This window comes from Prevotella pectinovora (genome assembly GCF_041323955.1).
GTDB lineage: Bacteria > Bacteroidota > Bacteroidia > Bacteroidales > Bacteroidaceae > Prevotella > Prevotella pectinovora.
In genome coordinates, this window is record NZ_JBGLIV010000001.1 from 563,349 (window position 1) to 587,441 (window position 24,093).

Consider the following 24,093-nt stretch of genomic DNA (forward strand, 5'->3'; position numbering starts at 1 on the left):
GTTTTAGAAAAGAAGATGGAAATTCAGAAACTCTTGGACTTGTATAGTTCGTCACCTCATATAGAATCGATGCTGAAAGCGATTGGCGATTCAGAAGTGCGCACGATATCGCTGCGCGGACTCAATGGCTCGTCGGTGCCCATGGTGTTTGCTTCTGCCAACGGCAGGCTGCCGCGCACCTGTCTTTTTGTGCTTAATGACGCTGACGAGGCAGGGTATTTCTATCACGACCTCACCCAGTTGCTGGGCAATTCGCATGTGCTCTTCTTTCCGTCGGCTTATCGCAGACAGGTGAAGTACTGTCAGAAAGATGCTGCCAACGAGATATTGCGCACTGAGGTGTTGAGCCGGGTGAAGGAACAGGAGGCGTCACATGACGACTCGAATTCAACGCTCTACGTCGTGACTTGCCCTGAGGCGATGGCAGAACTGGTGGTCACCAACAAGCATCTGGACGACCGCACCCTCATGCTGCGCGTTGGCGAGGAGAGAGACGTGGTGGAGATAGAGAAGACGATGCGCTCATTCGGTTTCAAGGAGGTGGACTATGTTTACGAACCGGGACAGTTTGCCGTGCGCGGTAGCATTCTCGATGTATATTCGTTCAGCAATGAGTATCCGTATCGTGTGGACTTCTTTGGCGACGAGGTTGACTCAATACGCACCTTCGAGGTGCAGTCGCAGTTGTCGAGAGGTAAGGTGGACTGCATCTCTATCGTACCGGAATTGTCGGAGATCGTGGCAGACAAGATTTCTTTTCTCAAATTCCTGCCTGCCGACTCGTTGGTGGTGATAAAAGACGTTACATTCGCCCACGACGTGATAGAGAATATCTACCGTGAAGGTTTCTCCCATCAGGCTCTCACCGAGAAACTCGAGGGGGCCACGGAGATGGAACAGAAGAAGATAATGCAGGAGATGAGGTCGGAATATTCGTTGCTGCCGGCAACGGCATTCACCGAAGACATAGCAAAGTTCAAGAGAGTGGAATTCGGTAACAGTCCAACGGGACTGCCGCAGGCCACCATCACCTTCAGCACCACACAGCAACCTTTGTTCCATAAGAACTTTGAACTGCTCACCACTGCGCTCGAAGACTATATGCTGAAAGGTTACAAACTATATATCCTTGCTGACAGCCAGAAGCAGAACCAGCGCCTTCGCGACATCTTCGACGAGATGGCGCAGAACAAGAAACTGGCTGACGGCACTGTGATAAGCGTCACGCCGATAGATTTCCAGCCGGTGGAGAAAACCCTGCATTGCGGCTTTGCCGACAATGACATGAAGGTGTGCGTCTTCACCGACCATCAGATATTCGACCGCTTCCATAAATACAGTCTCCGTTCGGATGCCGCACGCAGCGGAAAGATGGCGCTCACCATGAAAGAACTGCAGGAGATGGAGCCTGGCGACTTCATCGTACATGTGGATTACGGCATCGGAAAGTTTGCCGGTCTCGTGCGTGTTCCCGTTGGCGACAGCTATCAGGAGATGATACGCATCGTGTATCAGAACAACGACAAGGTGGATGTGAGCATCCACGGCCTCTACAAAATATCCAAATACAAGCGCCGCGACAGCGAGAAACCGCCACGTCTCAGTGCACTCGGTTCTGGAGCGTGGGAGCGACTGAAAGAAAAGACAAAGAAGAAGATAAAGGACATAGCCCGCGACCTGATCAAGCTCTATGCCACACGCCGCCATGAGAAAGGCTATCAGTTCAGTGCCGATTCTTTCATGCAGCATGAGTTGGAGGCGAGCTTCCTCTATGAAGACACCCCCGACCAATTGAAAGCCACCAACGACGTGAAGGCTGATATGGAGAGCCAGCGTCCGATGGACCGTCTTGTGTGTGGCGATGTGGGTTTCGGCAAGACCGAGGTGGCTATACGTGCTGCTTTCAAGGCTGCATGCGATTCCAAACAGGTTGCCGTGATGGTGCCTACCACAGTGCTTGCATACCAGCATTACCAGACTTTCTGTGGCAGACTTAAGGATCTGCCTGTCAGGGTTGACTATCTGTCGCGTGCCCGCAGTGCGAAGAAGACACGTGAGGTACTTGCCGACCTGGAGGCTGGCAAGATAGACATCATAATTGGCACACACAAGCTCATCGGCAAGAGCGTGAAATTCAAAGACCTCGGACTTCTCATCATCGACGAGGAACAGAAGTTCGGGGTGTCTACCAAGGAAAAACTGCGCAAGATGAAAACCAATGTGGACACGCTGACCATGTCGGCGACGCCAATACCGCGCACGCTGCAGTTCTCTCTCATGGGAGCAAGAGACATGAGCATCATACAGACGCCGCCGCCAAACCGCTATCCCGTGTGCACCGAGGTGCATACCTTCGATTCAGATATCATAAAGGATGCAATAAACTTCGAGATGAGCCGCAACGGACAGGTATTCTTCGTGAACGACCGCATCAGCAACCTGCCGGAGATTGCCAATGTGATACGCCGAAACGTTCCGGATGCGCGAATAGCTATAGGTCACGGACAGATGAAACCGGAAGAACTGGAGAAGGTGGTGATGGGGTTCATGAACTACGATTATGATGTGCTCCTCTCCACAACCATCGTGGAGAACGGCATCGACATCAGCAATGCCAATACCATCATCGTGAACGATGCACACCGTTTCGGACTTTCCGACCTGCATCAGATGCGTGGACGCGTGGGAAGAAGCAACAAGAAGGCGTTCTGCTATCTCCTTGCTCCTCCGCTGTCGAATCTCTCTCAGGATGCGCGCCGCCGGTTGGAGGCACTTGAGACATTCTCAGACCTTGGCAGCGGCTTCAACCTCTCGATGCAAGACCTCGACATGCGTGGCGCCGGCAACCTTCTCGGTGCGGAACAGAGCGGATTTATGGAAGATCTCGGTTTTGAGACATACCAGAAGATTCTGTCGCAGGCCGTGACGGAGCTTAAGAACGATGAGTTTGCTGAGATGTATCAGGAGGAGATGAAAGAGGGCAGACAACTCAAAGGCGACGAGTTCGTTGACGACTGCGCCGTGGAGAGCGACCTTGAGATGTTCTTCCCAGACCAGTATGTGCCGAGCAGCAGTGAGAGAATGCTGTTGTATCGCGAGCTCGACAGCATAACCAACGACAGTGACCTCGATAGGTATAAGGCAAACCTTATCGACCGCTTCGGTGCTATACCCCGTGAGGGCGAAGAGCTGCTGCATGTAGTGCCGCTACGGCGTCTGGGCAAGTCTCTCGGATGCGAAAAGATAATACTCAAGGGCGGCGTGATGCAGATGCAGTTCGTGACAAATCCCATGAGTGCCTATTACAAGAGCGACGTCTTCGACCGTTTGCTCCAGTATATCGGCAGCAACCCCCGCCAATGCAATCTCAAGGAGAGTCGTGGCAAACGCTATATGGTGGTGTCGGGCATTGACACCGTGGAAAAGGCGGTGGAGATATTGAAAAAAATTAATGGATAACGATTATGCTTATACTTACAACAATACTGATTTACTTCTGTGTGCTCATGCTTATGGGCAGACTGACGAGTAAGAAATCCAACAACGAGACGTTCTATCGCGGTGAGCGCAAGTCGCCGTGGTATGTTCTCGCTTTCGGACTCGTTGGAGCGTCAATATCGGGTATCACTTTCGTGTCGGTGCCTGGAATGGTGATAAAGCAAGACATGACATATCTGCAGACGTGTCTTGGATTCATCCTTGGCTATTTTGTCGTAGCTTTTGTCCTGCTCCCAGTGTACTACAAACTCAATCTCACCACTATCTATTCCTTTCTGCAGAAACGGCTCGGCAACAGATCGTATAAAACGGGAGCCCTGTTCTTCCTGCTTTCCGAAATGACGGGTACGGCACTTCGCTTCTATGTGGTGTGCAGCATCCTGCAGCTATTTGTATTCGGACCTGTAGGGGTGCCGTTCGTTGTCACCGTAGTGGCGCTCGTAATGCTGATATGGGTATATACAAGGCGCGGAGGAATAAAGACCCTCGTCTGGACCGATACCTTCCAGACCTTCTGTATGATGGCGGCATTGCTGATAATAATTGTGGAGGTTATAGGAAAACTCGATATGTCGGTGGGTGATGCCGTGTGGGCAGTGGTGGCAGACAGCCACAGCCGCATATTCGTGTTCGACGACTGGGTGTCTACTCAGAATTTCTTCAAGCAGTTTCTTAGCGGAGTGTTCATCGTTGTGGTAATGACAGGTCTCGACCAACACATGATGCAGAAGAATCTCACCTGCAAGACGCTGCGTGACGCACAGAAGGATATGTGTGTGGGAGGCTTTTTCTTTGTGCCTGTCAATCTGCTCTTCCTCAGTCTTGGTGTGTTGCTTCTGCTTCTGGCTGGCAAAGAAGGGCTTGCAGTTCCAGCCGACAGCGATGAGCTGCTGCCGATGTTCGCCGCATCGGGATGGATGGGGTCACTTGTGCTCGTGCTCTTCTCCATCGGCATCGTGGCAGCGTCGTTCAGTGGTACCGACTCTGCTCTGACCGCTGTCACCACAAGCTATTGTGTTGACATCAAGGAGCGTCCCGATGATGAGACATTGCGTCGCCGTGCACATTTCGGAGTTTGTGTGTTATTCGCCGTATTCATATTGGCCTTCAGAGTGATAAATTCCACCAGTGTGATAGACGCTATATATATCGTGTTGTCATACACCTCAGGCCCGCTCCTTGGTCTCTTTGCCTATGGCATACTGACCAAGCGTGGAGTAAACGACCGTCTTGTGCCATACATCTGCGTGGCGGCACCAGTGATATGCTTTGCCATAAACCAGATTACGGTTTCGCTCACTGGATATAAGTTTGGTTATGAACTGCTGATGCTCAACGGCATGCTCGTGTTTCTCGGTATGTATCTCACGTCGCATAGAGCAGCTAAGGCTGCCTGACAGTCAGAATAGGTCTTCATCTGCATCTTTTTCGTCATTATTCTTAGGCATATACACCGTTTCCTGTAAGAAATATAGATTTCTTCTATATCAGGATAGAGTCGTTGATTTGTATGAATCTTGCATAATATGTATCTTTGCAATCGTAAAAGAGATGATAATGAAAAGACAGACGACAATGCTGGCAAGACCGGTGTCACTGTCAGAATCGTTTAACAATAATAAAACAAGGAGGCTATTATGAAAAAGTATGTTTGCGACGTTTGTGGATATGTATATGACCCTGCAGTAGGTGATCCAGACAATGGTATCGCTCCTGGCACTGCATTCGAGGATCTTCCTGCAGATTGGGCTTGTCCACTCTGTGGAGTAGGCAAGGATGAATTCAGCGAGACTGAATAACAATAGAATAAATTACAAAATAGACCGGTCATTGGCATGCATGACATAATGCACATTCCAATGACCGGTTTATGTATTTAACCCCACTCTTCTGAAAAGCAAGATTCAAGCAATACCTGATGTCTGATTGCTTTTTTTGATTTTATCAAACTCTCTATTTCAATATTTCTGCCACTTCATCTTTGCTGATTCCTGTAATTTCAGCAATCTGCAGAATGTTCATACCATTTGAATAGAGTGATCTTACTATATTATTTAGTTGCTCGCTCTTCTGCTGAAGCTGCTCGCTCTTCTGCTGGAGTTGCTCATCCTTATGCTTCAGTTCCTTGTCACGGTTCATTATTGCCGTGTCACGGTCCTCTATCGCCTTGTAATATTCATCCTCCACGTTCATGTCCTGACGCATCTCGGAGTCGGCGGCAGCGGCTGTAAGACGATGGAGCATATACATCATGTCGGCATCATCCTCATATTTGTTCTCGTCAATATTGAGAACCTGCTTGTCTTCCGCATCTTTCCTCGACTGGTCGAAAACGCTGAGCACCTTCTCAAGGCGGTTGTTCACACGGCCTTTCAATCTCGGTATCTGCACAATTATGCTGTTGTGGGTGAGACTCTCAACGAACGGGTCTTCCTTGCCCTCCTCTACCACCTCACCGTTGTAGTCGAACACGTCGTGGTTGACATAAACCACCGGCTCCTCAATGTCGCCGACTCGATGTCCGAGAAGGTAAACGGCAACCATTGGATATGCGAATCCTTTCGGCGAGTCTTTGCGGATGTTTATCTTGTTACTGTACTGCGCACCCAGATACTGGCGGAAGCGCAGGGTCTCCGTGTCGAGCCATGTCTTCTGCAGTTCTATAAGGATGACGCGGTCCTTGAATCCCTCGCCTTCAGCATCCTTCTCCCTCACGGTGGCTGCAAAGTCAATGCGGAACATTGAAAGCGTGTCTCGTGTGGTGTTCACATACTCGTGCGGGCGCATCTCCACCTTCACCACCTCTTTCTTCAGCAGTACAGAGAGGATGGTCTTTGATATGCGTTCGTCAGACATTATGTATTTGAACACGGAGTCGTAAATCGGATTGGCTACATGTAATATCATATGCGATGGCGTTTACAGGTTATTATATTTGCAAACTTACACATTTTATGTGAATTACGGACACTTACATCACTTTTTTTTAGGGACGTTCCACAGAAAAGTGTCATTCGACTTTTTATCATATAGAATTCACCCCCTAACGTGGGGAATGAACCCCCACATTAGGGGGTGATGTTCCCCACGCTGTGGGGGAAAAATCAAGGTCAGGAAATATAGTTTGAAACTTGCCAAATGTAAGGAGCAAGTTTATTCATTTCATACGATAAAACGATAACCGAAGAAAGGTATATGGTGTATTTACTCACTTGTCAACAGTAAAAGATTAGGCTTAATGGAATAAAATCGCTAACTTTGCGTTTGGAAACAATAATAAGAAAGGAAACGATTATGAAGATTTTGCAGAGTTCAGTGTTCCGTGCCATCTGTGCCATTGTTGTTGGCGGAATGCTAATCAAGAATCCGGACAGTACGGTGAAAGGCATTACGATAGCCATCGGTGTGCTTTTCCTCATCTCCGGCGTCATATCATGCGTTGTGTATTTCAATGCCCGTATGCACAGTGCCGACAATGAGGTTTACGATTCCAACGGCAGACTCCTCGTCGGCGGCAGACCGGCATTCCCTATCGTTGGTTTGGGCAGCGTGATTCTCGGTTTCATATTGGCGCTTATGCCGGGAGCTTTCGTCACATCGCTGATGTATGTGCTCAGCGGCATATTGCTGCTCGGAGCCCTCAATCAGTTTCTTGTGCTTATCCAGGCCCGCAAGTTCGCACGTCTGCCGATGTGGTATTGGGTGTGCCCTTCGCTGATATTGCTCACTGGTATATTTGTTATGGTGAAGCCGATGGAGTCGGCAGGACTGCCGTTGCTCATCATCGGATGGTGTCTGCTGTTTTATGGCGTGTCAGAGTGTATCAGTGCGTTCAAGATACATCAATACCGTCGTATGCTGTCGAAAAGCGACAAGGCAAGTGACGGTGAAAAAGAATAAACCCGAATCGGTCGTTAGGGCTTGCTTGGATTTTGTTCTTTTAGAAGAGTGGATTTTGTTTGGCTTTTAATGAGTAATAGCGAGCTATTGCGAATTAAAAACAGACAAAAGACGCCTTATAAAAAACAAAAGACTGCAAGCAGTAATTAAAAAATACAATAAACGGCCTAATGACCTCTAAGTTTGCAGAAGATTGCGACGAAGTCGCATAAACTCCAAAATAATCAAGGTAAAACTATGATTGCTAAAGACAGTTTCGTACCTTTGTTGTAAAAAGGTAGAATCGGTCTGTCGAAGAGGTAAACCAGCTAATGACCCAGCCGTAAAGCTATAAATCGTTTAGGTCCTCATCGACATAGTTGCAAAGACCAGATAGAAAGTTATCGGCTCTGAGCCTTGTTAGAGTGTTAGTCCATACAACTATTGACCAATTCTACACAATATAACTCGTACAAAGTTATGAAGAATTTATTTATCGGAGTTGATTTTTCGAAAGAAAAAGTTGATGTGGCTATCCTTTTTGCAGACGGACTGGCAGAAACCGCTGCTAGAGTGTTCAACGAGTTCAAGACAACCGTGTCTGGCTATAGGCAGTTGGTCAAGTGGGTTGAGCAGAATTCCTGCGGTATCGACTCGTCCTTGTGGCTCTTCTGTGGCGAGAACACGGGCGACTACAGCAAGGGACTGTGCAACTTCCTCTACGGTAAAGGCTACGACATGTGGCTTGAGAACGCAAAGAGCATCAAAGACGCATCTGGTCTTAGACGATTGAAGTCTGACCGTGCTGACGCCTCGATGATTGCAGAATACGCCATGAGGAATTACGATAAAGCCGTTATGTACGAGCCTCTTAGCGAGTCGCTTACACAACTGCGTGAGCTGTTCCTATACCGTCAGATGATCGTAAGACACAGATGCAGTTTCCAGGTGCGTAGAGGCGAAAAGCGACTCACTATGGAGAAGTCGCCAGTCAAGACAATGATTTCGCAGAGCGGACGGCACATCGTCTCTGAACTCAATAAGGAGATAGAGAAGATAGATAAGCGCATTGCCGATCTCATCAAGTCGGACGAGGAACTCACCGAGGTGTTCACCATCGTGACCTCGGTGCCTGGCATAGGAACGCAGAACGCTGTGTGCCTGATGGTGTACACCGACAACTTCCGGCGTTTCAACTACGACTCACGCAAGATTGCCTGCTATTACGGCCTAGCTCCATTTGGCAAAGATTCGGGAACCAGTGTGCATTCCGATCCGCATGTACATTATATGGCTAACCGCCAGATAAAGGCCATGCTGACGCAAGCGGCACTAGCTGCCGTCAACTTCAATCCCATTATGGCGAGGTACTACATGCGCCTCGTAGAACGAGGAAAGAAGAAGCAGGTTGCACTGAACAATGTCAAGAACAAACTTGTACATTTGGTCACAGCCATGGTCAGAAATCGCCAAACATTCACCCCTGAATATAAAATCTCAGCATAAATTGAAAATAATGGTCAAAACATTTGGATATTAACATAGAAAGCGATTTGGGATAAATGAATTCAGCGTCAGTTCTTTGCTGCCTGCTTCTTGTTTATGATTCTTGTCATCACCATATTTATGGCGATGAAGAGGATAATGTCGATAAGCACGATCAGCGAGATGCATACGTATGGAATCATTGCCAGATTGATGATGATGTATGCCAGCTGCAGTGAGAGTATCGAAACGAGAGTCTGATGCTGGTTCAGACCGATGGCAAGGAACTTGTGGTGTATGTGTCTCTTGTCAGGATTGAAAATCGGCGTGTGGTGTTTCATTCTTACGATTATCACGCGGAACACATCGAAGGTGGGCACTATCATCAGACTGTATGCAAAGGCGAGACACACTTTCTCGTATGGCATATCGCTGCAGAACAGCGTGATGTCGTATTTGCCGCATGGAATGAGGTCGGGACGGCTCATTGCAAATTTGATGGTGAAGAAGCTGAGCATGAAGCCGATGGTGAGGCTTCCCGAATCGCCCATGAAAATCTTCAGTCCCTTTTCAGGATTGCCGAAGATGTTGTAGTACATGTAGGCCAACAGGATTCCCATCAGTCCGGCGATGAGAATGCAGTAGATATACAGTTCTATGCAATAGAAACCATAGAGGAATCCTCCCAATGCAATGAAGGCGAGTCCTGCTGCCAGTCCGTCGATGCCGTCGATGAGGTTCATGGCGTTGTCGATGAATGCTATGCAGAGCACCGTGAGAGGGAATCCCACAGCGAACGGGATCTCATAGATGCCGCAGAATCCGTATAGATTGTTGATATATAGGCCTGAGATTGGCAGCAGACTGGCTGCTATGATCTGGAACATGAACTTTATCTTGGCCTGTACTCCCACGATGTCGTCAACTATGCCCACGGCATATATTATCAGCAGACTTATCATGCAGCTTGCCGTCCATTGGTTTATCACGATTTTCTGGTCGCCCGTGATGTTCTCGTAAGTGAGCAGCATTATGATTGCTGCCAGCAGCATGCTTGGCAGGAAGGAAATTCCGCCGAGTCGGGGGATTGCCGCATGGTGGACCTTACGTTCGTCGGGAATGTCGTAGAGCTTGTTCCTTCTGCAGAAGTTCAGAATGAATGGTATGAAGCAGAAGCCCGTGAGCATGCTTATGAGAAATGTGCCTATTAGCAGTAATGATATCGTGTTCATTGTTATATTTAAGTCTGTATTTATCCTGTGACGCGCTTGGCCGGCAGCGAAAGCCACACTATGGCGAGCGTCAATTTTTAGTATTATAACACTGAAATTCGGTTAATATTGTATAAGTAATGTCTTTTTTCTGTACTTTGCGTTACAAATCTAATAACAGAACGTCGAAAAGATATGTACCTCAGGGTGTATTGGTATTGTAAATTACAGAATAACAACATTTTCAGAAACATTATGGATATGAAACCATTATTGCCGGCTATACTTTTTGCCGTCTCTCTCGATGCAGCTTTTGCGTCAGGCGTCAGAGACGATGAAACAAAAGTTGGCTCCGGACAGGCATATGCATCAGCTGTCGCCATTTCAGACTTGATGGAAAACGGCAACATAGTGAGGTTGAGTCAGGTGGGTGCCAAGGCTATGCCGGCAGACATCGCTCCGCTGGGCAAGCTGCCGTTCAAGATGAAACAGGTAAAACGGCCAGTGTTCAAGTCAAACCGTCTGATAATCAGCGATGGCGACAAGGATTCAGCGGGCAAGGTGACCAAGGCTTTGAATGCCAAGATTGCTGAACTGTCGGCAATGGGCGGCGGACGACTCATCGTGCCTGAAGGCAGATGGCTGACGGGTAGGGTAGAGCTGCAGAGCAACGTGGAACTTTATCTTGCCGAAGGTGCTCGTCTGGAGTTTTCGGCATCGATAGCCGATTATCAGCCAGCAGTATTCACCCGCCATGAGGGTATAGAAGTTATGGGAGCAGGAGCTTTCATCTATGCCAACGGAGCGAAGAACATCGCTCTGACAGGACATGGCGTGGTGTCCGGTCCGCCGATGGACGTGGAGATGAGGACTCTGCGCAACGGCAACAGTGTGGTGGAGAAAGATGTGGACTATCGGCTGCCTGTGGCAGAGAGACTCTGCGACGGACTCGACGGCCGCACCTTTTACCGTCCGAAGTCGTTTTCGCCAATCAACTGCAAGAATGTGCTCGTAGAGGGAGTCACCTTTGAACGTAGCGTGTTGTGGAACATCAATCCCATATATTGCGATAATGTCATAATACGCGGTGTCACTGTGAATTCCGTGGGAGTTCCAAGTGGCGACGGCATCGACATCTCGTCGTGTAAGAACGTGCTGATAGAGTATTCCACTCTCAGTTGCGGCGACGACTGCTTCACGCTGAAGAGCGGAAGGGCAGAAGACGGCTTGAGAGTGGGCAGACCTACAGAGAACGTCGTCATCAGATATTGTCTTGCCGAGAAGGGACATGGCGGCATAACCTGTGGCAGCGAGACGGCGGCAGGAATAAAGAATGTGTATCTGCATCATTATGTGTTCAACGGCACACGCACAGGCTTCAGATTCAAAACGAGACGCAATCGAGGCGGTGGAATATGGGACATCGCCTACGACAATGTGCGGCTCATAGACGTGGCAGAAGCATTCACATGGGATCTCCTCGGTTCGCGCATGTATATGGGGGAATTGGCACAACGCAATCCGCCTCTTGCCGTCACTGCGCTCACTCCAGTGGTGAAAGACATCACGATAAGGAATTTCATCATCGAGTCTGCCGACCGCATGATGAGTATGAACACCATACCCGAAGTGCCCACAACGGGAGTGCTGCTGGAGAATGGAGTGGTGAGGACCAACCGCATCTTCAAGACGCTCAACGACGTCGGTTCGTTGACGCTGAGAAACATCACCATACAGGCTACCGACAACAACATCAATATCGACAACAGTCGTGGCATAACCTTTGACAACGTTACATTCTACGTGCCAGGCGATTCGCTGAGATACAACATCAAAGGCGGCAAGGCAGAGAAGCCTGTATTGAAATGAAACAGATAGAAACCAATAACGTTTGAGCAATGAGAAAAATATCATCAGTAATGTTGCTTCTGTTGTTCTGTATGGCAGTGTCAGCCGGTGGTTACGACACGGCGAAAAGGGATTCCATCCTCTCCGTCATTACAGGTGCACATATGCCAAAGAAGAAAGTGAACATTTTGAAATACGGCGCTAAGGGCGACGGAAAGAAAGATTGTCTGCCTGCATTCAAAAAGGCTATGGCGCAGTCGAAGAAGAATGGCGGACTGCACATTGTAGTGCCTGCAGGCACATACTATTTGCAGGGACCTATACATTTTGAGAGCAATACCTGTCTGGAACTGTCCGAAGGTGCCATATTGCGCTTTTCGCCAGATCCGCAGTTTTATCTCCCTATGGTGAAGACCAGTTGGGAGGGGACATTCCTTCAGAACTACTCTCCGTTCATATATGGCTATGGTCTGCATGACATATCCATTATCGGCAAGGGAACAATTGATGGCAATGCTTCAACCACCTTTGCCACATGGCGCAAAAAACAGAAACCAGCGCAGCAACTGTCGCGGAATATGAACCATAAGGAGACTCCCGTCCCTGAACGCAACTTCGGTGAAGGATCGTGGCTGCGCCCGCAGCTGATACAGTTTTTCGGATGTACCAACATTACGCTTGCCGATTTCTTTGTCACCAATTCTCCGTTCTGGTGTATTCATCTGCTCAAGAGCGAGAACATCATTTGCCGATCGCTGCGTTATGATGCCAAGCTTGTGAACAATGACGGTATAGACCCGGAGATGTCGCGAAATATACTTGTCGAAGACGTATCGTTCAATAATGGCGACGACAATGTGGCGATAAAGAGCGGACGCGACAATGACGGATGGGCGGCGGCTTCTCCGTCAGAGAACATTATTATCCGCCGCTGCCGTTTCAAGGGATTGCATGCTGTGGTGATAGGCAGCGAGATGTCGGCAGGAGTGAGAAACGTATTTGTGGAAGACTGCACCTATGCCGGATATTGCAAACGCGGCATCTTCGTGAAGACGAATCCCAACCGCGGCGGATTTGTGGAAGGGCTTTATGTCAGGAACTGTGAATTCGGTGAGGTGGAAGACCTTTTCTATGTCACGAGCATGTATGCCGGTGAGGGAATGGACGATACCCACTTCTCTGTGGTCAGAAACATCTTCGTGGACGGACTCCGATGCGACAAGGCTCGCATTGGCGGTATTATATTGCAGGGTACAGAGGCAAAGCCGATATCAGATGTCGTGTTTCGGAATGTGGATATAAAGGAAGTGAAAAACGCCCTCAGCATGGATAATACAGAGGGCGTTATGTTCGCAGGCTGTCATCTGGGCGGAAAGGCTGGTGTGCCAACACAGGTGACGGCAAAAGACAAGATTTTCAATTAGTTGACGAGTTGACGAGTAGACAAGCAGACAATGATATTGTCATTTGATATAAATATGACAATCTGGGAATATCCTTGTTCGCTTGTCTGCTTGGTAATTCGTTTTATCAGAATCTGAACTGCAGCTGGACGTCTGCCATATTATAGTTGTGCTTGTTCAGTGTGCGGTCGTTTACGAAAACATATTCGGCGGTGACTCCAATGTTCTTAGAGAACTTGTAGTCGGCGCCGATTTCATACATGGTCTTCGACTTGTCCCATTCGCCGTTGCGGCGATACATGTTGTAGCGTGCCTTCACATGGGCTTTCTTCTTCTTGATAGGGGCGATGGCGAGGGCATACAGACCGTCGGCTTTGCTGCCATAGCCGTTGAGCGTAAGGTCTGCGTTCTTCTCGTTGTCGGAAGTCTTGAAACCTTCACCCGTGCTGTGGATATATTCAGAACGGAAAGTCCAGTCGCTCTTGGTCACGTATTCCGCACTCACGGCATATCGGTGTTGCGGCAGGCTTTTTGTCACGCTGTGTTTCTGTCCCGCCTCATCGGTATAGCTCCATTTGCGGGCATAAGAACCCTCCAGGCCGAACACTCCGATGCGCATTCCCTCTACAGGCATCACCCACACGCCGCCAGCCACTGTTTTCTGCTGGTCAACGTCCTTGCGGTTTATTCCCTGACCGTTGAACACTCCTGCCTGATAGTGGAACAGAGGTCTGCCTTTGCCGACATTCAGGAAATCACCCTGCAACTGTATACCGATGTCGCGACCGTTGCTCGACTGCTGTCCTGACCGGTCGGAGAATCCAGACAGGCAGCTCACATTCTGGCTGTAGCTCATAAAGCCCTGGTCGATAGGGTGCATGGGGTTCTCAAAGGTGAATGGCAATTTGAACTGTCCTGCCTTTACTCTCAAGAATGGATATTTCTGCCATTCTGCAAATAGGTCAACGAGGCGTGGCGATGTGCCGTTGTTCGTCGTGTTGCCATTTATCTGCATCTGGGCCTTCCAGTAGAAGTCACCTTTCAACCGCCCGTCAAGCGACACTCTCACCAGGCGCAGGTCGAAAGTGTTCGACTTGTTGCCCTGTTGGCCGGAGTATTGGTATTCCACGAGACCGTAGCCCGACAGTTTGATGTTACTGAACCATGGCGTTTGTTTCGTTTCTTGAGCAAACGTCGTTGCCGCCATCATAAGGGCGGCTGCCAAAGTAAGTTTTCTCATATCTTATTTTATCTTGTGTTTTTTTCTGGGTATTTCTGTTATGCATGGTCATGTTGATCTTGCCATATTTCCGCCTTTCCTGGATAGTCAAATACCAACATTATGTCACTACAAGTGCGCAAAGGTACTTCATTTTCTCTTACTGACCAAGGTTTGTCGTCTGAATTGGTTCTTTGTAAATACACTTTGTCAATCATTCTGTGTCGTCCTGACGTATGTTCAGGAATATGAAATAGCATAACCCAAAACGGTCATTAGGAACCTGAGTTCGGGATAAGAAAGTCTTTATAAAAGTTGGTAATCTCAATAATTTTTAGTACCTTTATGGTTGTAAATCAATTAGTTATAAAGTAAAAGGATACTATAGTTATGGAGATTACCAAGGACAAAATTACTGAAATTTTCTGTATTATCGATGATTTTTGCCAAGAATATGATAAAGAGATTGCCCGCATGTCCATTTGTGAGCCTGACGGGCGTAAGCACCGCAATCGGAAATGTACTATGAGCCGGTCGGAAATCATGACAATACTCATCTGCTTTCATTTCAATACTTTCCGCAACTTCAAGCATTATTACCTCTTTTATGTCAAGGTGCACCTGCACGACTTGTTCCCAAAGCAGCTCTCATATAACCGCTTTGTTGAACTCGAGTCCAGAGTCGCGGTTGAGATGATGCTGTTCCTCCAACTGTTTTGCTTTGGCAGATGCACGGGTATAAGTTTCATTGACAGTACATGCATTCCTGTATGCCACAACAAGCGTATAACAAGGAATAAGGTGTTCCGTGGTTATGCAGAAAGAGGCAAAAGCACCATGGGATGGTATTTCGGTTTCAAGTTACACCTGATATGCAATGAGAGAGGTGAACTGCTTAACTTTATGCTTACGAAAGCGAATGTTGACGATAGAAATACAGATGTTTTTAACAGATTGAGTGATAATGTGTTCGGAAAATTATTCGCAGACAAAGGATATATTTCGCATGGCTTGTTTGAGAGATTGTTTAACGACGGTATAGAAATTGTCACTGGCTTGAAATGCAATATGAAAAACAAGCTCATGCCATTGTATGACAAGATTCTGTTGCGCAAAAGATCTGTCATAGAAACCATCAATGACGAACTTAAGAATGTTGCACAACTTGTACATTCAAGACATCGTAGCGTGTTCAATTTCGTAATGAATGTCCTTTCTGTTTTGGCTGCGTATAGCTTCTTTGAAAAGAAGCCATCCATCAACATTGACTATTGCATAGAGAATGTTGACGGACAGCTTGCTGTTATAAAGTAAACTTCATTTGGACTTTACAATTCTGCATTTTGCCATCCATATTGTTTGGAGGGCAAATGTAATATGCACCTATCGGAAATCTGGCATAGCAAGAAAAACGACTGTCGCTTATCCCGAACTCAGGTTAGGACGTTTACTTTATTTTTTTTTATGACTGCTTGCAGTCTTTTGCTTTTTATAAAGCGTCTTTTGTCAGTTTTTAATTCGCAATAGCTCGCTATTACTCATTAAAAGCCAAACAAAATCCACTCTTCTAAAAAAACAAAATCCAAGCAAGCCCTAATGGCCGATTTGGGATAAAGACGTCGCTTTGTGATGTTTTTGTTTTCTTTCTAAAAAGACAAGCCGGAATGACGATGGTCCTTTGATTTCCATCATCACTCCGACTCATTGTAGTTTGTTATTCAGCTCCGTATAGAAGTGTATAGACTTTTTATGCAAGAATTGCATCTGCAAGTGCTTCGAGGGCAGGGATGTCACCCTCTTTCATCACGCCGCGCAGTGTTACAAGGTCGCCCTTTATCGTGATGTTTTTCATCTCTTCGAGCATCTGCTTCATCACTCTGCCTGCACTCGGTGCCCAGCTGCCGTTCTCGATAATGGAAACCTCGCGCTTCTGCCAAGCCTTGATTTTGAGATGATGCAGGAAGTCGAACATCGGAGGGAAGAGACCGGCGTCGTAGCTTGATGCTGCGAGTATCACCTTGCCATATTTGAATGCGTCTTCGATGGCTTCAGCAAGGTCGTCGCGGCATAGATCGGTGATAGCCACCTTCTTGCAGCCCTTAGCCCGCAGTATGTCGGCGAGTTTCTCAGCTGCCGCTTTTGTGCATCCGTGTATTGAGGCGTGAGCGATAAGAACACCTTCTGCTTCCACTCCATAACTGCTCCATATGGTGTAGAGACGCAGTGCCTCCTGCATCTTCTCACCGCTGAGGAATGGTCCGTGTAGTGGCAGAATCATATTTATGTCGAGCTGCGATGCTTTCTTGAGCAGTGTGGAAACAGGACCTCCGTATTTTCCGCAGATATTGAAGTAGTAGCGGCGTGCCTCACAAGCCCAGTCGTCCGGGTCGGCATTCATGACACCGAATTTGCCGAATCCATCGGCAGCGAACAATACCTTGTCGAGAGCATCATATGTCACCATCACTTCAGGCCAGTGTACCATCGGTGCCATAACGAAATGCAATGTGTGTTTGCCAAGTTCAAGAGTGTCGCCTTCTTTGACGGCGATAACGCAGTCGTCCACATTCAGTTCCGGGAAGAAAAGCGGAATCATGGTCTTTGCTTTTGCTGAGCATACGATCTTTATTTCAGGGTACATCGCCTTCACCTCAGCTATGCCGCTAGCATGGTCTGGTTCGAGATGCTGCACTACGAGATAGTCTGGTTTGCGACCGTCGAGGCCTTCTGTCAGGTTCTTTTTCCATTCCTCCATAGTGCGCTTGTCAGAGGTGTCCATGATAGCCACTTTCTCATCCATGATGAGGAAAGAGTTGTAGCACATGCCCTCTGGTACGTTATACTGCGACTCAAAGAGTCGAATGTCGGCATCATCGCAACCGATATAATAAATGGTGTCTGTAACTTTTTTCATGTTTATATTATTATTGTTTTTATTTCTATAAGGTGGATAATATTCTTTTTGCCTCTTCTGCAGACAATCCTGTAGCGACGGTAATCATGTTTATATCTGCTCCTATGGCCTTCAGTCGCTTTACTGTTTCGATTTTTTCTTTCTCTATACCTTCCGCACGTCCTTCCGCACGTCCTTCCGCACGTCCTTCCGCACGTCCTTCCGCACGTCCTTCCGCACGTCCTTCCGCACGTCCTTCTGCACGTCCTTCTGCACGTCCTTCCGCCAATCCGTCTTGCTTGGCACCTTCAAGAACGGATAATGTGTCACGATATTTCCTGAGACCAACATCATATTTCATTCGCTCCTGTCTCGAAAGGGAGGCGACGTCAGCAATCTGTTCCAGTCTCTTGAAAACCGAACTTTTGGCTGCCCAAGGTAATCTTGTCAATGTCTCCATATTCTTCAGTACATATATCCATTTGTCAAAATCTGTATCACACTCGTCGGCTTCCTTGGTGAATAAAGGGAGCTGCATGAAAGTCATCCTCATCTTATCTGAGAATAGCTTGTTGTTTCCCTTGTCTGCCAATCCTATATCCGACCGGAACTTCTTGTCAAAGTCCATCGGGCAAAAATTCAGAAAGGCTACAAGATACACCGCATCGATGTTGTATTTCCAGTCTGTTCCCCTTTCTCCTTGTCTTGCTATGGCTTCACATACATAATAGATGCTCCGGTTCTTGAAATAAGGCTGTGACTTGTTTTGCATTTCCACGATGATGTTTTCTCCTTTTTCCGTTTGGCAGTATATGTCGTATATAAGCGAACGGTCGTCTTCGAAGAGGGCTGGTTGTTCTTTATCGAGGAATGTAATGTTTGTTATGCGTTCTTCGCCGAGCAGCAGACTGTTGAGAAAATCAATAATCAGCGGCTTGGATATCTCTTGTCCGAAAATCCTTTTGAATCCTATGTCTGTAAAAGGGTTGATGAATTTTGCCATAATGAGACATTTAATGAAGTTTATTTGCAAAGATAATGCTTTTTATTAAATCTGCAATTATCTTTGCTCTTTTATGAAAGGAATTTGTTGTTTTTTGAATGTGGCGTATTGGTCATCCACATCCTTCGCTCTTCTGGTTCCATCTTTTCTATGGCATATCGTAGAGTGGTACGAGGCATTGTCTCGTGGTGCTCAGACAGAAATCCACGTAGCACTTCGATATTCCTTTTCCCCACTTCTCTTAACATCCATCCCGTAGCTTTGTGTATGAGGTCGTGTGGATGGTGGAGCAGTTTTTGGGCAATGCGCAAGGTGTCGCCAAACTGTCCTTCCTTTATCAGAGCTGCGGTAGAGACTATGGATATACGCTGTTCCCACAGGTTTGAACTTGCCGACAGCGTGTCGAGAATGTTGCGATCAGGCATCGTGCCGTCGGGTAGGGGATGGAGGAGAAACGTTCCGATGATATAGCTGCAAGATAGGTCAACAAGGTCCCAATTGTTGGCTTGTATGGCATGGAGCAGATAGAAATCGGCAATCTCTTTCCTGCGGTCAGGTTGACCAGTGCCGTTCCTTTTCGGTAATGCCGCCTTCATCTCTTCAACGAGCAGAAGGAATCCGCAGAGTCTAACCTCATGCCACTCTGAATAGAGCAACTTCTCTATTTCGCTTAGTGTTATGCTGAGTCGTGCCTCTTTCACAACGAGTCGTGTCTGCGGCACTTTCAGTCCGAGGAAGCTGTCTCCCTCTCCATATTCTCCTTTGCCGGTCTTGAAAAACCGTTGCAGAATCTCTCGTTGCTTTTCGTTCTCCATGCCGCGCATGGCTTCAATGATATCTTTGGCTGTAATCATGTTTTTTCCTTCTGTGTAAATAAAAAGAAGCCGCTGAAACTCAGCGACTTCTTGTAGTAGATAATGGAGTGGAGCTGGAGGGATTCGAACCCTCGTCCAAACAGGGAAACCATATGTTTTCTACATGCTTATCTTGGACTTCATTTTCGAGCTGTGGCAAGACCCAAGCCACCAACCGCAGCCTTATCCTCTAAAATCTCATTACGTTGGCGAGGCACAACGCAACTATTTCCGATTTAACCGCACCGCTTTACCAAAGAGCCTCGGAACAACGGCCTTTGAGCGATGTCTCGTCCTGCTACCTGGTAGCGGGATAAAGCCAGTAATCTACTGTACTTCGATTAGGCAGCGAGAGCGTAGTTGTTTTCGCCAGATAAATTGTTGACTGTCGAGATTAAGGAGCCGGCAGACTGCGCTCCGCATGCTTACGTACCATTCCTACCCGCTGTCAAATCCAGTCAACCCCTAAGTGTTGTACATTACTGAAATACAACGTTTTGTGTACTGAGAAATCCTTTTTGTGGACAATATGTGGACATAAATCCTTGATTATCATCCCCATTTCAAGTGATTTCCTTCTGCAAAGATAGCGCAAATGCCTGAAACCACAAAATATAATAGCAATAATTTGCATGTGTGTGGACAACTTTTCATTGCGATTCTTTATGAAAGATGTCGGTAAGCGTATCCGCGATGCAGCTTTGTACACGTTCATTTGTCATTATATACTTTAACGGGCCGGAAAAGTGTCATAGTATCATTTTCCGGCTTGTCAAAGAATCTAAAGTTCACTAACTCAACGAGTTGACATGATGATACTTTTCTGGATTCTTTACAGAAAAGTATCATTGAAGTATCATTGAAGTATCATTGAAGTATCATCGGGGCATTAATGGCTTTTTATAGAAAAAGCTATAGGTTTTCATCGAAACATCAATCGGTTTTTCTATCGAAAACCACTCAAATTCCAATCAAATTCCATCGACACGTCATCATGGATAAACTGTTTTGCATATCCATTACGAGCGTATTCATTCTATTAAAGTTTTTGTTACTGTTTTTGCAGGAAACGTGCCCACTTGGGGCAAGCAGCGTGCCCCTATTGGGCAAGCATCGTGCCCCTATTGGGCAAGCATCGTGCCCATTTTTGTGTCTTTTTGATTTGTTTTTCTGGAAGGCTCGTTGTCTCATTATTATGGCTAATCCACAAGTTGGGCGACAGCCGTTCCGATATGCAGATTATGACACTTGTAATTTTCCCAAATGTGATGTTTTGTTACGGCAAGGTTGATTCCTTGCAAAAGATAAGACGCATGTTGCGCCAATTTTTAAATAAAAAATAGTACCTTTGCAAAAATTATGCAATAAAAGAGCCGTTTGTCGGTTTTAAAGAAAATAAGAAATAAGTAAATAAACAAAGTGAGTAATCAAAATACAGAAGAGGTGAGCGGTTTCGAAGGCAGCCATGACGCGATGGGCTGTGTTCAGCGAACCGTCAAGCGCCTGTTTGACATAGTCTTCTCTCTTGCCGGCATGATAATCCTCTCGCCGGTCTATCTGGTGATAGCCATCATGCTGAAGAGACAGAAAAACGGTCCTGCTATATTTTCGCAGGAGCGCATCGGATATAGAGGGAAGCCGTTTACCATTTACAAGTTCCGCACCATGAGCGAGCCTGAGAAGGAGCCTCAGCTTGTGGCGAAAAGCAGCATAGGGCAGTCCACAAAGACAGAGTTGTTCTTGCGTGAGCATCATCTCGACGAATTGCCCCAGCTCTGGAATGTGCTGAAGGGCGACATGTCGTTTGTAGGCCCCCGTCCGGAGCGCCGGTTTTATATCGACAAGATTATGGCCAACGACCCCAGCTATGTGCTCATCTATGAGATGAGGCCCGGACTGACGTCGGAAGCCACCCTCTATAATGGCTATACCGATACTATGGAAAAGATGCTGATCCGTCTGCATATGGATACCGACTATCTGAAGCGCAGGTCGCTGGCTCTTGATGCCAGCATCATTGCCAAGACGTTCATCAGCATCGTGAGCGGAAAAAAGTTCTAACATAAAATACATCAGAAAAACCAAATAGAAACAAATTCTTCATTATGAAAAGATTCATCATAGCAATTTTAATGTCCGTGCTCATTCCGATGAGCATCATGGCGCAGTCGTCAATGACCGATGACCAGGTTATGAAATTCATCGTAAAGGAGCACAATGCCGGAACCCCTCAGTCTCAGATCGTTACGAAACTCATGCAGAATGGCGTTAACATCGAGCAGATACGTCGTGTGAAAAAGAAATATGAGCGTGCCGCCAAGGACCAGGGATTGGGACAGGTGTCGGGCACTACCGGAAGCAAGAACGACACAAGATTGAGGTCGAACGGCAAGAAGAAAGCAAACGGCGATGCCAAAGATGATGAATATCTTGACGACAAGAAGTCGCAGTATGACTCGCAGAACCGTTTGAAGGACGGTCGCGTTAAAGACAAGCGCAGCTATGTGTTTGACGATACCAACGATGAGTGGAACGACATGCGCGACGAACTCGACGAGTTCGTGCCCGATACGGCAGCCCTTCTTGAGAAGCTCATGATGGAGAAGACCAAGAGAAAGGTGTTCGGACGTAACATCTTCAACAACAAGAACTTGTCGTTTGAACCGAATATGAACATTGCCACACCGCAGAACTATCGTCTCGGTCCTGGCGATGCCGTGTTCATCGATATCTACGGAGCTTCACAGAAGACCATTGAGTGCACGGTGTCACCGGACGGATTCGTTACGATAGACGGATATGGACCGGTGGAAGTCAGCGGACTTACGGTGAGTCAGGCGAACGCCAAATTGCGCTCCACTTTGGGATCGAGATACAGCAGCTCGCATATCAAGCTCACCGTCGGTGAGACCCGCTCGATAATGGTCAACGTCATGGGAGAAGTGAAAGCTCCTGGCACATACACTCTGTCAGCCTTCGCCACCGTGTTCCATGCCCTTTATATGGCAGGAGGAACAAACGACCTCGGTACACTTCGTAACATCAAGGTCTATCGCAATAACCGCCTTGTCACCGTAGTGGATATCTATGACTATATGCTCAACGGCAAACTGACGGGTAATGTGCGCCTTGCCGACAACGATGTCATTGTGGTCGGTCCGTACGACTGCCTGGTGAATCTTACTGGTAAGGTGAAGCGCCCTATGTGGTATGAGATGAAGAAGAACGAAAGCGTCGGCTCATTGCTGAAATATGCCGGTGGCTTCACTGGCGATGCCTATACTAAGTCGGTTAGAGTGGTGAGAAAGACCGGAAAGGAATATTCAGTATATAATGTGGACGAGTTCGACATGAGTTCATTCCAGGTGAGCGACGAAGATTCGGTAAGCGTAGACTCAATCCTCGACAGATATTCAAACATGGTCGAGATAAAGGGTGCCGTGTTCCGTCCAGGTATGTATCAGGTAGGTGGCGAGATAAACAGCGTGCGTAGTTTGCTGGAGCATGCCGACGGTCTCAGAGAGGAGGCGTTCACTGCACGTGCCGTGATGCACCGCATGAAGAAAGACCGCTCTCTGGAAGTGGTGCCGGTTGATGTGGAAGGCATCCTTGACGGTAAGGTAGCCGATGTGCCGTTGCAGCCTAACGATGTTTTGTTCATCCCTACGAAGCAGGAGATGATGGAAGAACAGACCATAACGATACACGGAGAGGTGAACTATCCTGGCATCTATAAATACGCATCCAATGAGACGCTTGAGGACTTCGTGCTTCAGGCAGGAGGTCTGAAGAACTCCGCTTCCACTGTGAAGGTCGATGTGGCGCGCCGCGTGATGAATCCAAAGGCGCTTACCAACGACTCCATCTCAGCTTATACATACAGTTTCGCATTGAAAGACGGTTTTGTGATCGACGGTACTCCAGGCTTCCACCTTATGCCATTCGACGAGGTGTATGTGCGTAAGAGCCCGGGCTTCTCAAAACAGCAGAATGTCGTTGTTGACGGTGAGGTGATGTTCAGCGGTACATATACGCTGCAAAGAAAGAACACCCGTCTGAGCGACGTCATCAAGGCGGCAGGCGGAGTGAACGACCGCGGATATGCAGCCGGTGCTACACTCGTAAGAAAGATCAACGAGAGTGAGCGCAAGCGTCTGGAGGCAGCCCGCAAGATGGCCCTTGAGCAGTATGAGCAGGTGGCTGCCGAGGAGGCAGCAAAGACCGGCAAGAGTGTTGATATCACAAACAGTGAGCGTATCAAGAAATTCCAGATCGATGACACCTATTCAGTAGGTATCGAGCTCGACAAGGCTATTGCCAACCCAGGCAGCGATGCCGACATCGTGCTTCGCGAAGGCGACCGCATCGTTGTTCCGCAGTACACCGGAACGGTGAAGATCAACGGTGAGGTGATGTATCCAAACACCGTAGGTTTTGTTAAGGGCAAGAAGGCAAGCTATTATATCGACCAGGCCGGTGGTTTCAACAACAAGGCAAAGAGAGGCCAGACCTACATTATATATATGAATGGTATGGTGGCAAAGGTTTCCCACAACGCCAAGCCGATGCCTGGTTGTGAGATTGTGGTTCCAGCCAAGGCTACCACCAAGATGAGCATCGCCGAGACGATGACCATCGGTACGTCGGTAGCGTCTATCGCCACGATGATCGCTACTTTGGCTAACATATTATAAAGGAAATACGATGTGATACGGCCCTGTCACGATAAGTGTCAATGGGCCGTATTGCTGATATAGACAATTATGACTTAATCCACTATTGAGTGGAAGACTTCGATAG

The 24,093-nt window shown here is 47.6% G+C and carries 16 protein-coding genes and 1 other RNA gene; 10 read left to right on the forward strand and 7 right to left on the reverse strand.

The genetic code is table 11. The annotated features are described in order from the left end of the window. The first annotated feature begins 15 nt into the window (after positions 1-15). The 3 genes from mfd to rd all read left to right on the forward strand — a co-directional run bounded on the left by mfd (position 16) and on the right by rd (position 5,297). Complete coding sequence (gene mfd / locus ACDC99_RS02190; RefSeq protein WP_370755657.1) at positions 16-3,459, forward strand: transcription-repair coupling factor; 3,444 nt, start codon at positions 16-18, stop codon at positions 3,457-3,459. Positions 3,460-3,464: 5 nt separating this feature from the next. Beyond that, positions 3,465-4,895: a sodium:solute symporter gene (locus tag ACDC99_RS02195; RefSeq protein ID WP_370755659.1), complete on the forward strand. Its 1,431-nt coding sequence runs from the start codon at positions 3,465-3,467 to the stop codon at positions 4,893-4,895. A gap of 240 nt (positions 4,896-5,135) precedes the next feature. Further along, positions 5,136-5,297, forward strand: coding sequence for a rubredoxin (gene rd / locus ACDC99_RS02200; protein ID WP_022316159.1), 162 nt, complete (start codon positions 5,136-5,138; stop codon positions 5,295-5,297). A 154-nt stretch (positions 5,298-5,451) separates the two neighbouring features. Here the strand turns inward: rd and ACDC99_RS02205 are convergent, their stop codons facing one another. After that, positions 5,452-6,405, reverse strand: a complete 954-nt coding sequence (locus ACDC99_RS02205; RefSeq protein WP_370755661.1) for a hypothetical protein — start codon at positions 6,403-6,405, stop codon at positions 5,452-5,454. A gap of 387 nt (positions 6,406-6,792) precedes the next feature. Here ACDC99_RS02205 and ACDC99_RS02210 point away from each other — a divergent pair, with 387 nt between their 5' ends. Beyond that, a complete protein-coding gene (locus tag ACDC99_RS02210) occupies positions 6,793-7,398 on the forward strand; it encodes an HdeD family acid-resistance protein (RefSeq protein ID WP_042519051.1) in 606 nt (201 codons plus the stop codon). Between the two features lie 459 nt (positions 7,399-7,857). Then, positions 7,858-8,883 (forward strand): IS110 family RNA-guided transposase, encoded by a 1,026-nt coding sequence (locus tag ACDC99_RS02215; RefSeq protein WP_042517114.1) that lies wholly within the window; start codon positions 7,858-7,860, stop codon positions 8,881-8,883. Between the two features lie 68 nt (positions 8,884-8,951). Here the strand turns inward: ACDC99_RS02215 and ACDC99_RS02220 are convergent, their stop codons facing one another. Further along, positions 8,952-10,094, reverse strand: a complete 1,143-nt coding sequence (locus ACDC99_RS02220) for an MraY family glycosyltransferase (protein ID WP_022316731.1) — start codon at positions 10,092-10,094, stop codon at positions 8,952-8,954. A 372-nt stretch (positions 10,095-10,466) separates the two neighbouring features. Between ACDC99_RS02220 and ACDC99_RS02225 the strand changes: the two genes are divergently transcribed. Further along, positions 10,467-11,942 (forward strand): glycoside hydrolase family 28 protein, encoded by a 1,476-nt coding sequence (locus tag ACDC99_RS02225; protein ID WP_462686418.1) that lies wholly within the window; start codon positions 10,467-10,469, stop codon positions 11,940-11,942. A gap of 50 nt (positions 11,943-11,992) precedes the next feature. Further along, the gene (locus tag ACDC99_RS02230; protein ID WP_231565998.1) at positions 11,993-13,345 is read left to right on the forward strand and encodes a glycoside hydrolase family 28 protein; all 1,353 of its coding nucleotides are present in this window, start codon (positions 11,993-11,995) and stop codon (positions 13,343-13,345) included. Positions 13,346-13,451: 106 nt separating this feature from the next. On the opposite strand, the gene ACDC99_RS02235 is transcribed toward ACDC99_RS02230, so the two are convergent. After that, positions 13,452-14,564 carry a porin gene (locus ACDC99_RS02235; protein ID WP_042519048.1) on the reverse strand — a complete coding sequence of 371 codons (1,113 nt, stop codon included), beginning with the start codon at positions 14,562-14,564 and terminating at the stop codon, positions 13,452-13,454. Between the two features lie 369 nt (positions 14,565-14,933). Between ACDC99_RS02235 and ACDC99_RS02240 the strand changes: the two genes are divergently transcribed. Next, positions 14,934-15,857: an IS982 family transposase gene (locus ACDC99_RS02240; protein ID WP_287071600.1), complete on the forward strand. Its 924-nt coding sequence runs from the start codon at positions 14,934-14,936 to the stop codon at positions 15,855-15,857. A gap of 433 nt (positions 15,858-16,290) precedes the next feature. Here the strand turns inward: ACDC99_RS02240 and ACDC99_RS02245 are convergent, their stop codons facing one another. From ACDC99_RS02245 to ssrA, 4 genes are all read right to left on the reverse strand, one after another. Next, positions 16,291-17,457 carry an FprA family A-type flavoprotein gene (locus tag ACDC99_RS02245; protein ID WP_042519044.1) on the reverse strand — a complete coding sequence of 389 codons (1,167 nt, stop codon included), beginning with the start codon at positions 17,455-17,457 and terminating at the stop codon, positions 16,291-16,293. Positions 17,458-17,482: 25 nt separating this feature from the next. After that, positions 17,483-18,439, reverse strand: coding sequence for an Rpn family recombination-promoting nuclease/putative transposase (locus ACDC99_RS02250; RefSeq protein ID WP_288772843.1), 957 nt, complete (start codon positions 18,437-18,439; stop codon positions 17,483-17,485). A 71-nt stretch (positions 18,440-18,510) separates the two neighbouring features. Continuing rightward, on the reverse strand, positions 18,511-19,293 hold the full coding sequence (locus ACDC99_RS02255; RefSeq protein ID WP_370755666.1) for a DNA alkylation repair protein: 783 nt from the start codon (positions 19,291-19,293) through the stop codon (positions 18,511-18,513). Between the two features lie 66 nt (positions 19,294-19,359). Beyond that, positions 19,360-19,759: a transfer-messenger RNA gene (ssrA, locus tag ACDC99_RS02260) on the reverse strand. Between the two features lie 1,007 nt (positions 19,760-20,766). Here ssrA and ACDC99_RS02265 point away from each other — a divergent pair. Together ACDC99_RS02265 and ACDC99_RS02270 are read left to right on the forward strand one after the other, a co-directional pair. Next, positions 20,767-21,354, forward strand: coding sequence for a sugar transferase (locus tag ACDC99_RS02265; protein WP_042519065.1), 588 nt, complete (start codon positions 20,767-20,769; stop codon positions 21,352-21,354). A gap of 44 nt (positions 21,355-21,398) precedes the next feature. Then, positions 21,399-23,987, forward strand: a complete 2,589-nt coding sequence (locus ACDC99_RS02270) for an SLBB domain-containing protein (RefSeq protein ID WP_042519029.1) — start codon at positions 21,399-21,401, stop codon at positions 23,985-23,987. The last annotated feature ends 106 nt before the right edge of the window (positions 23,988-24,093 follow it).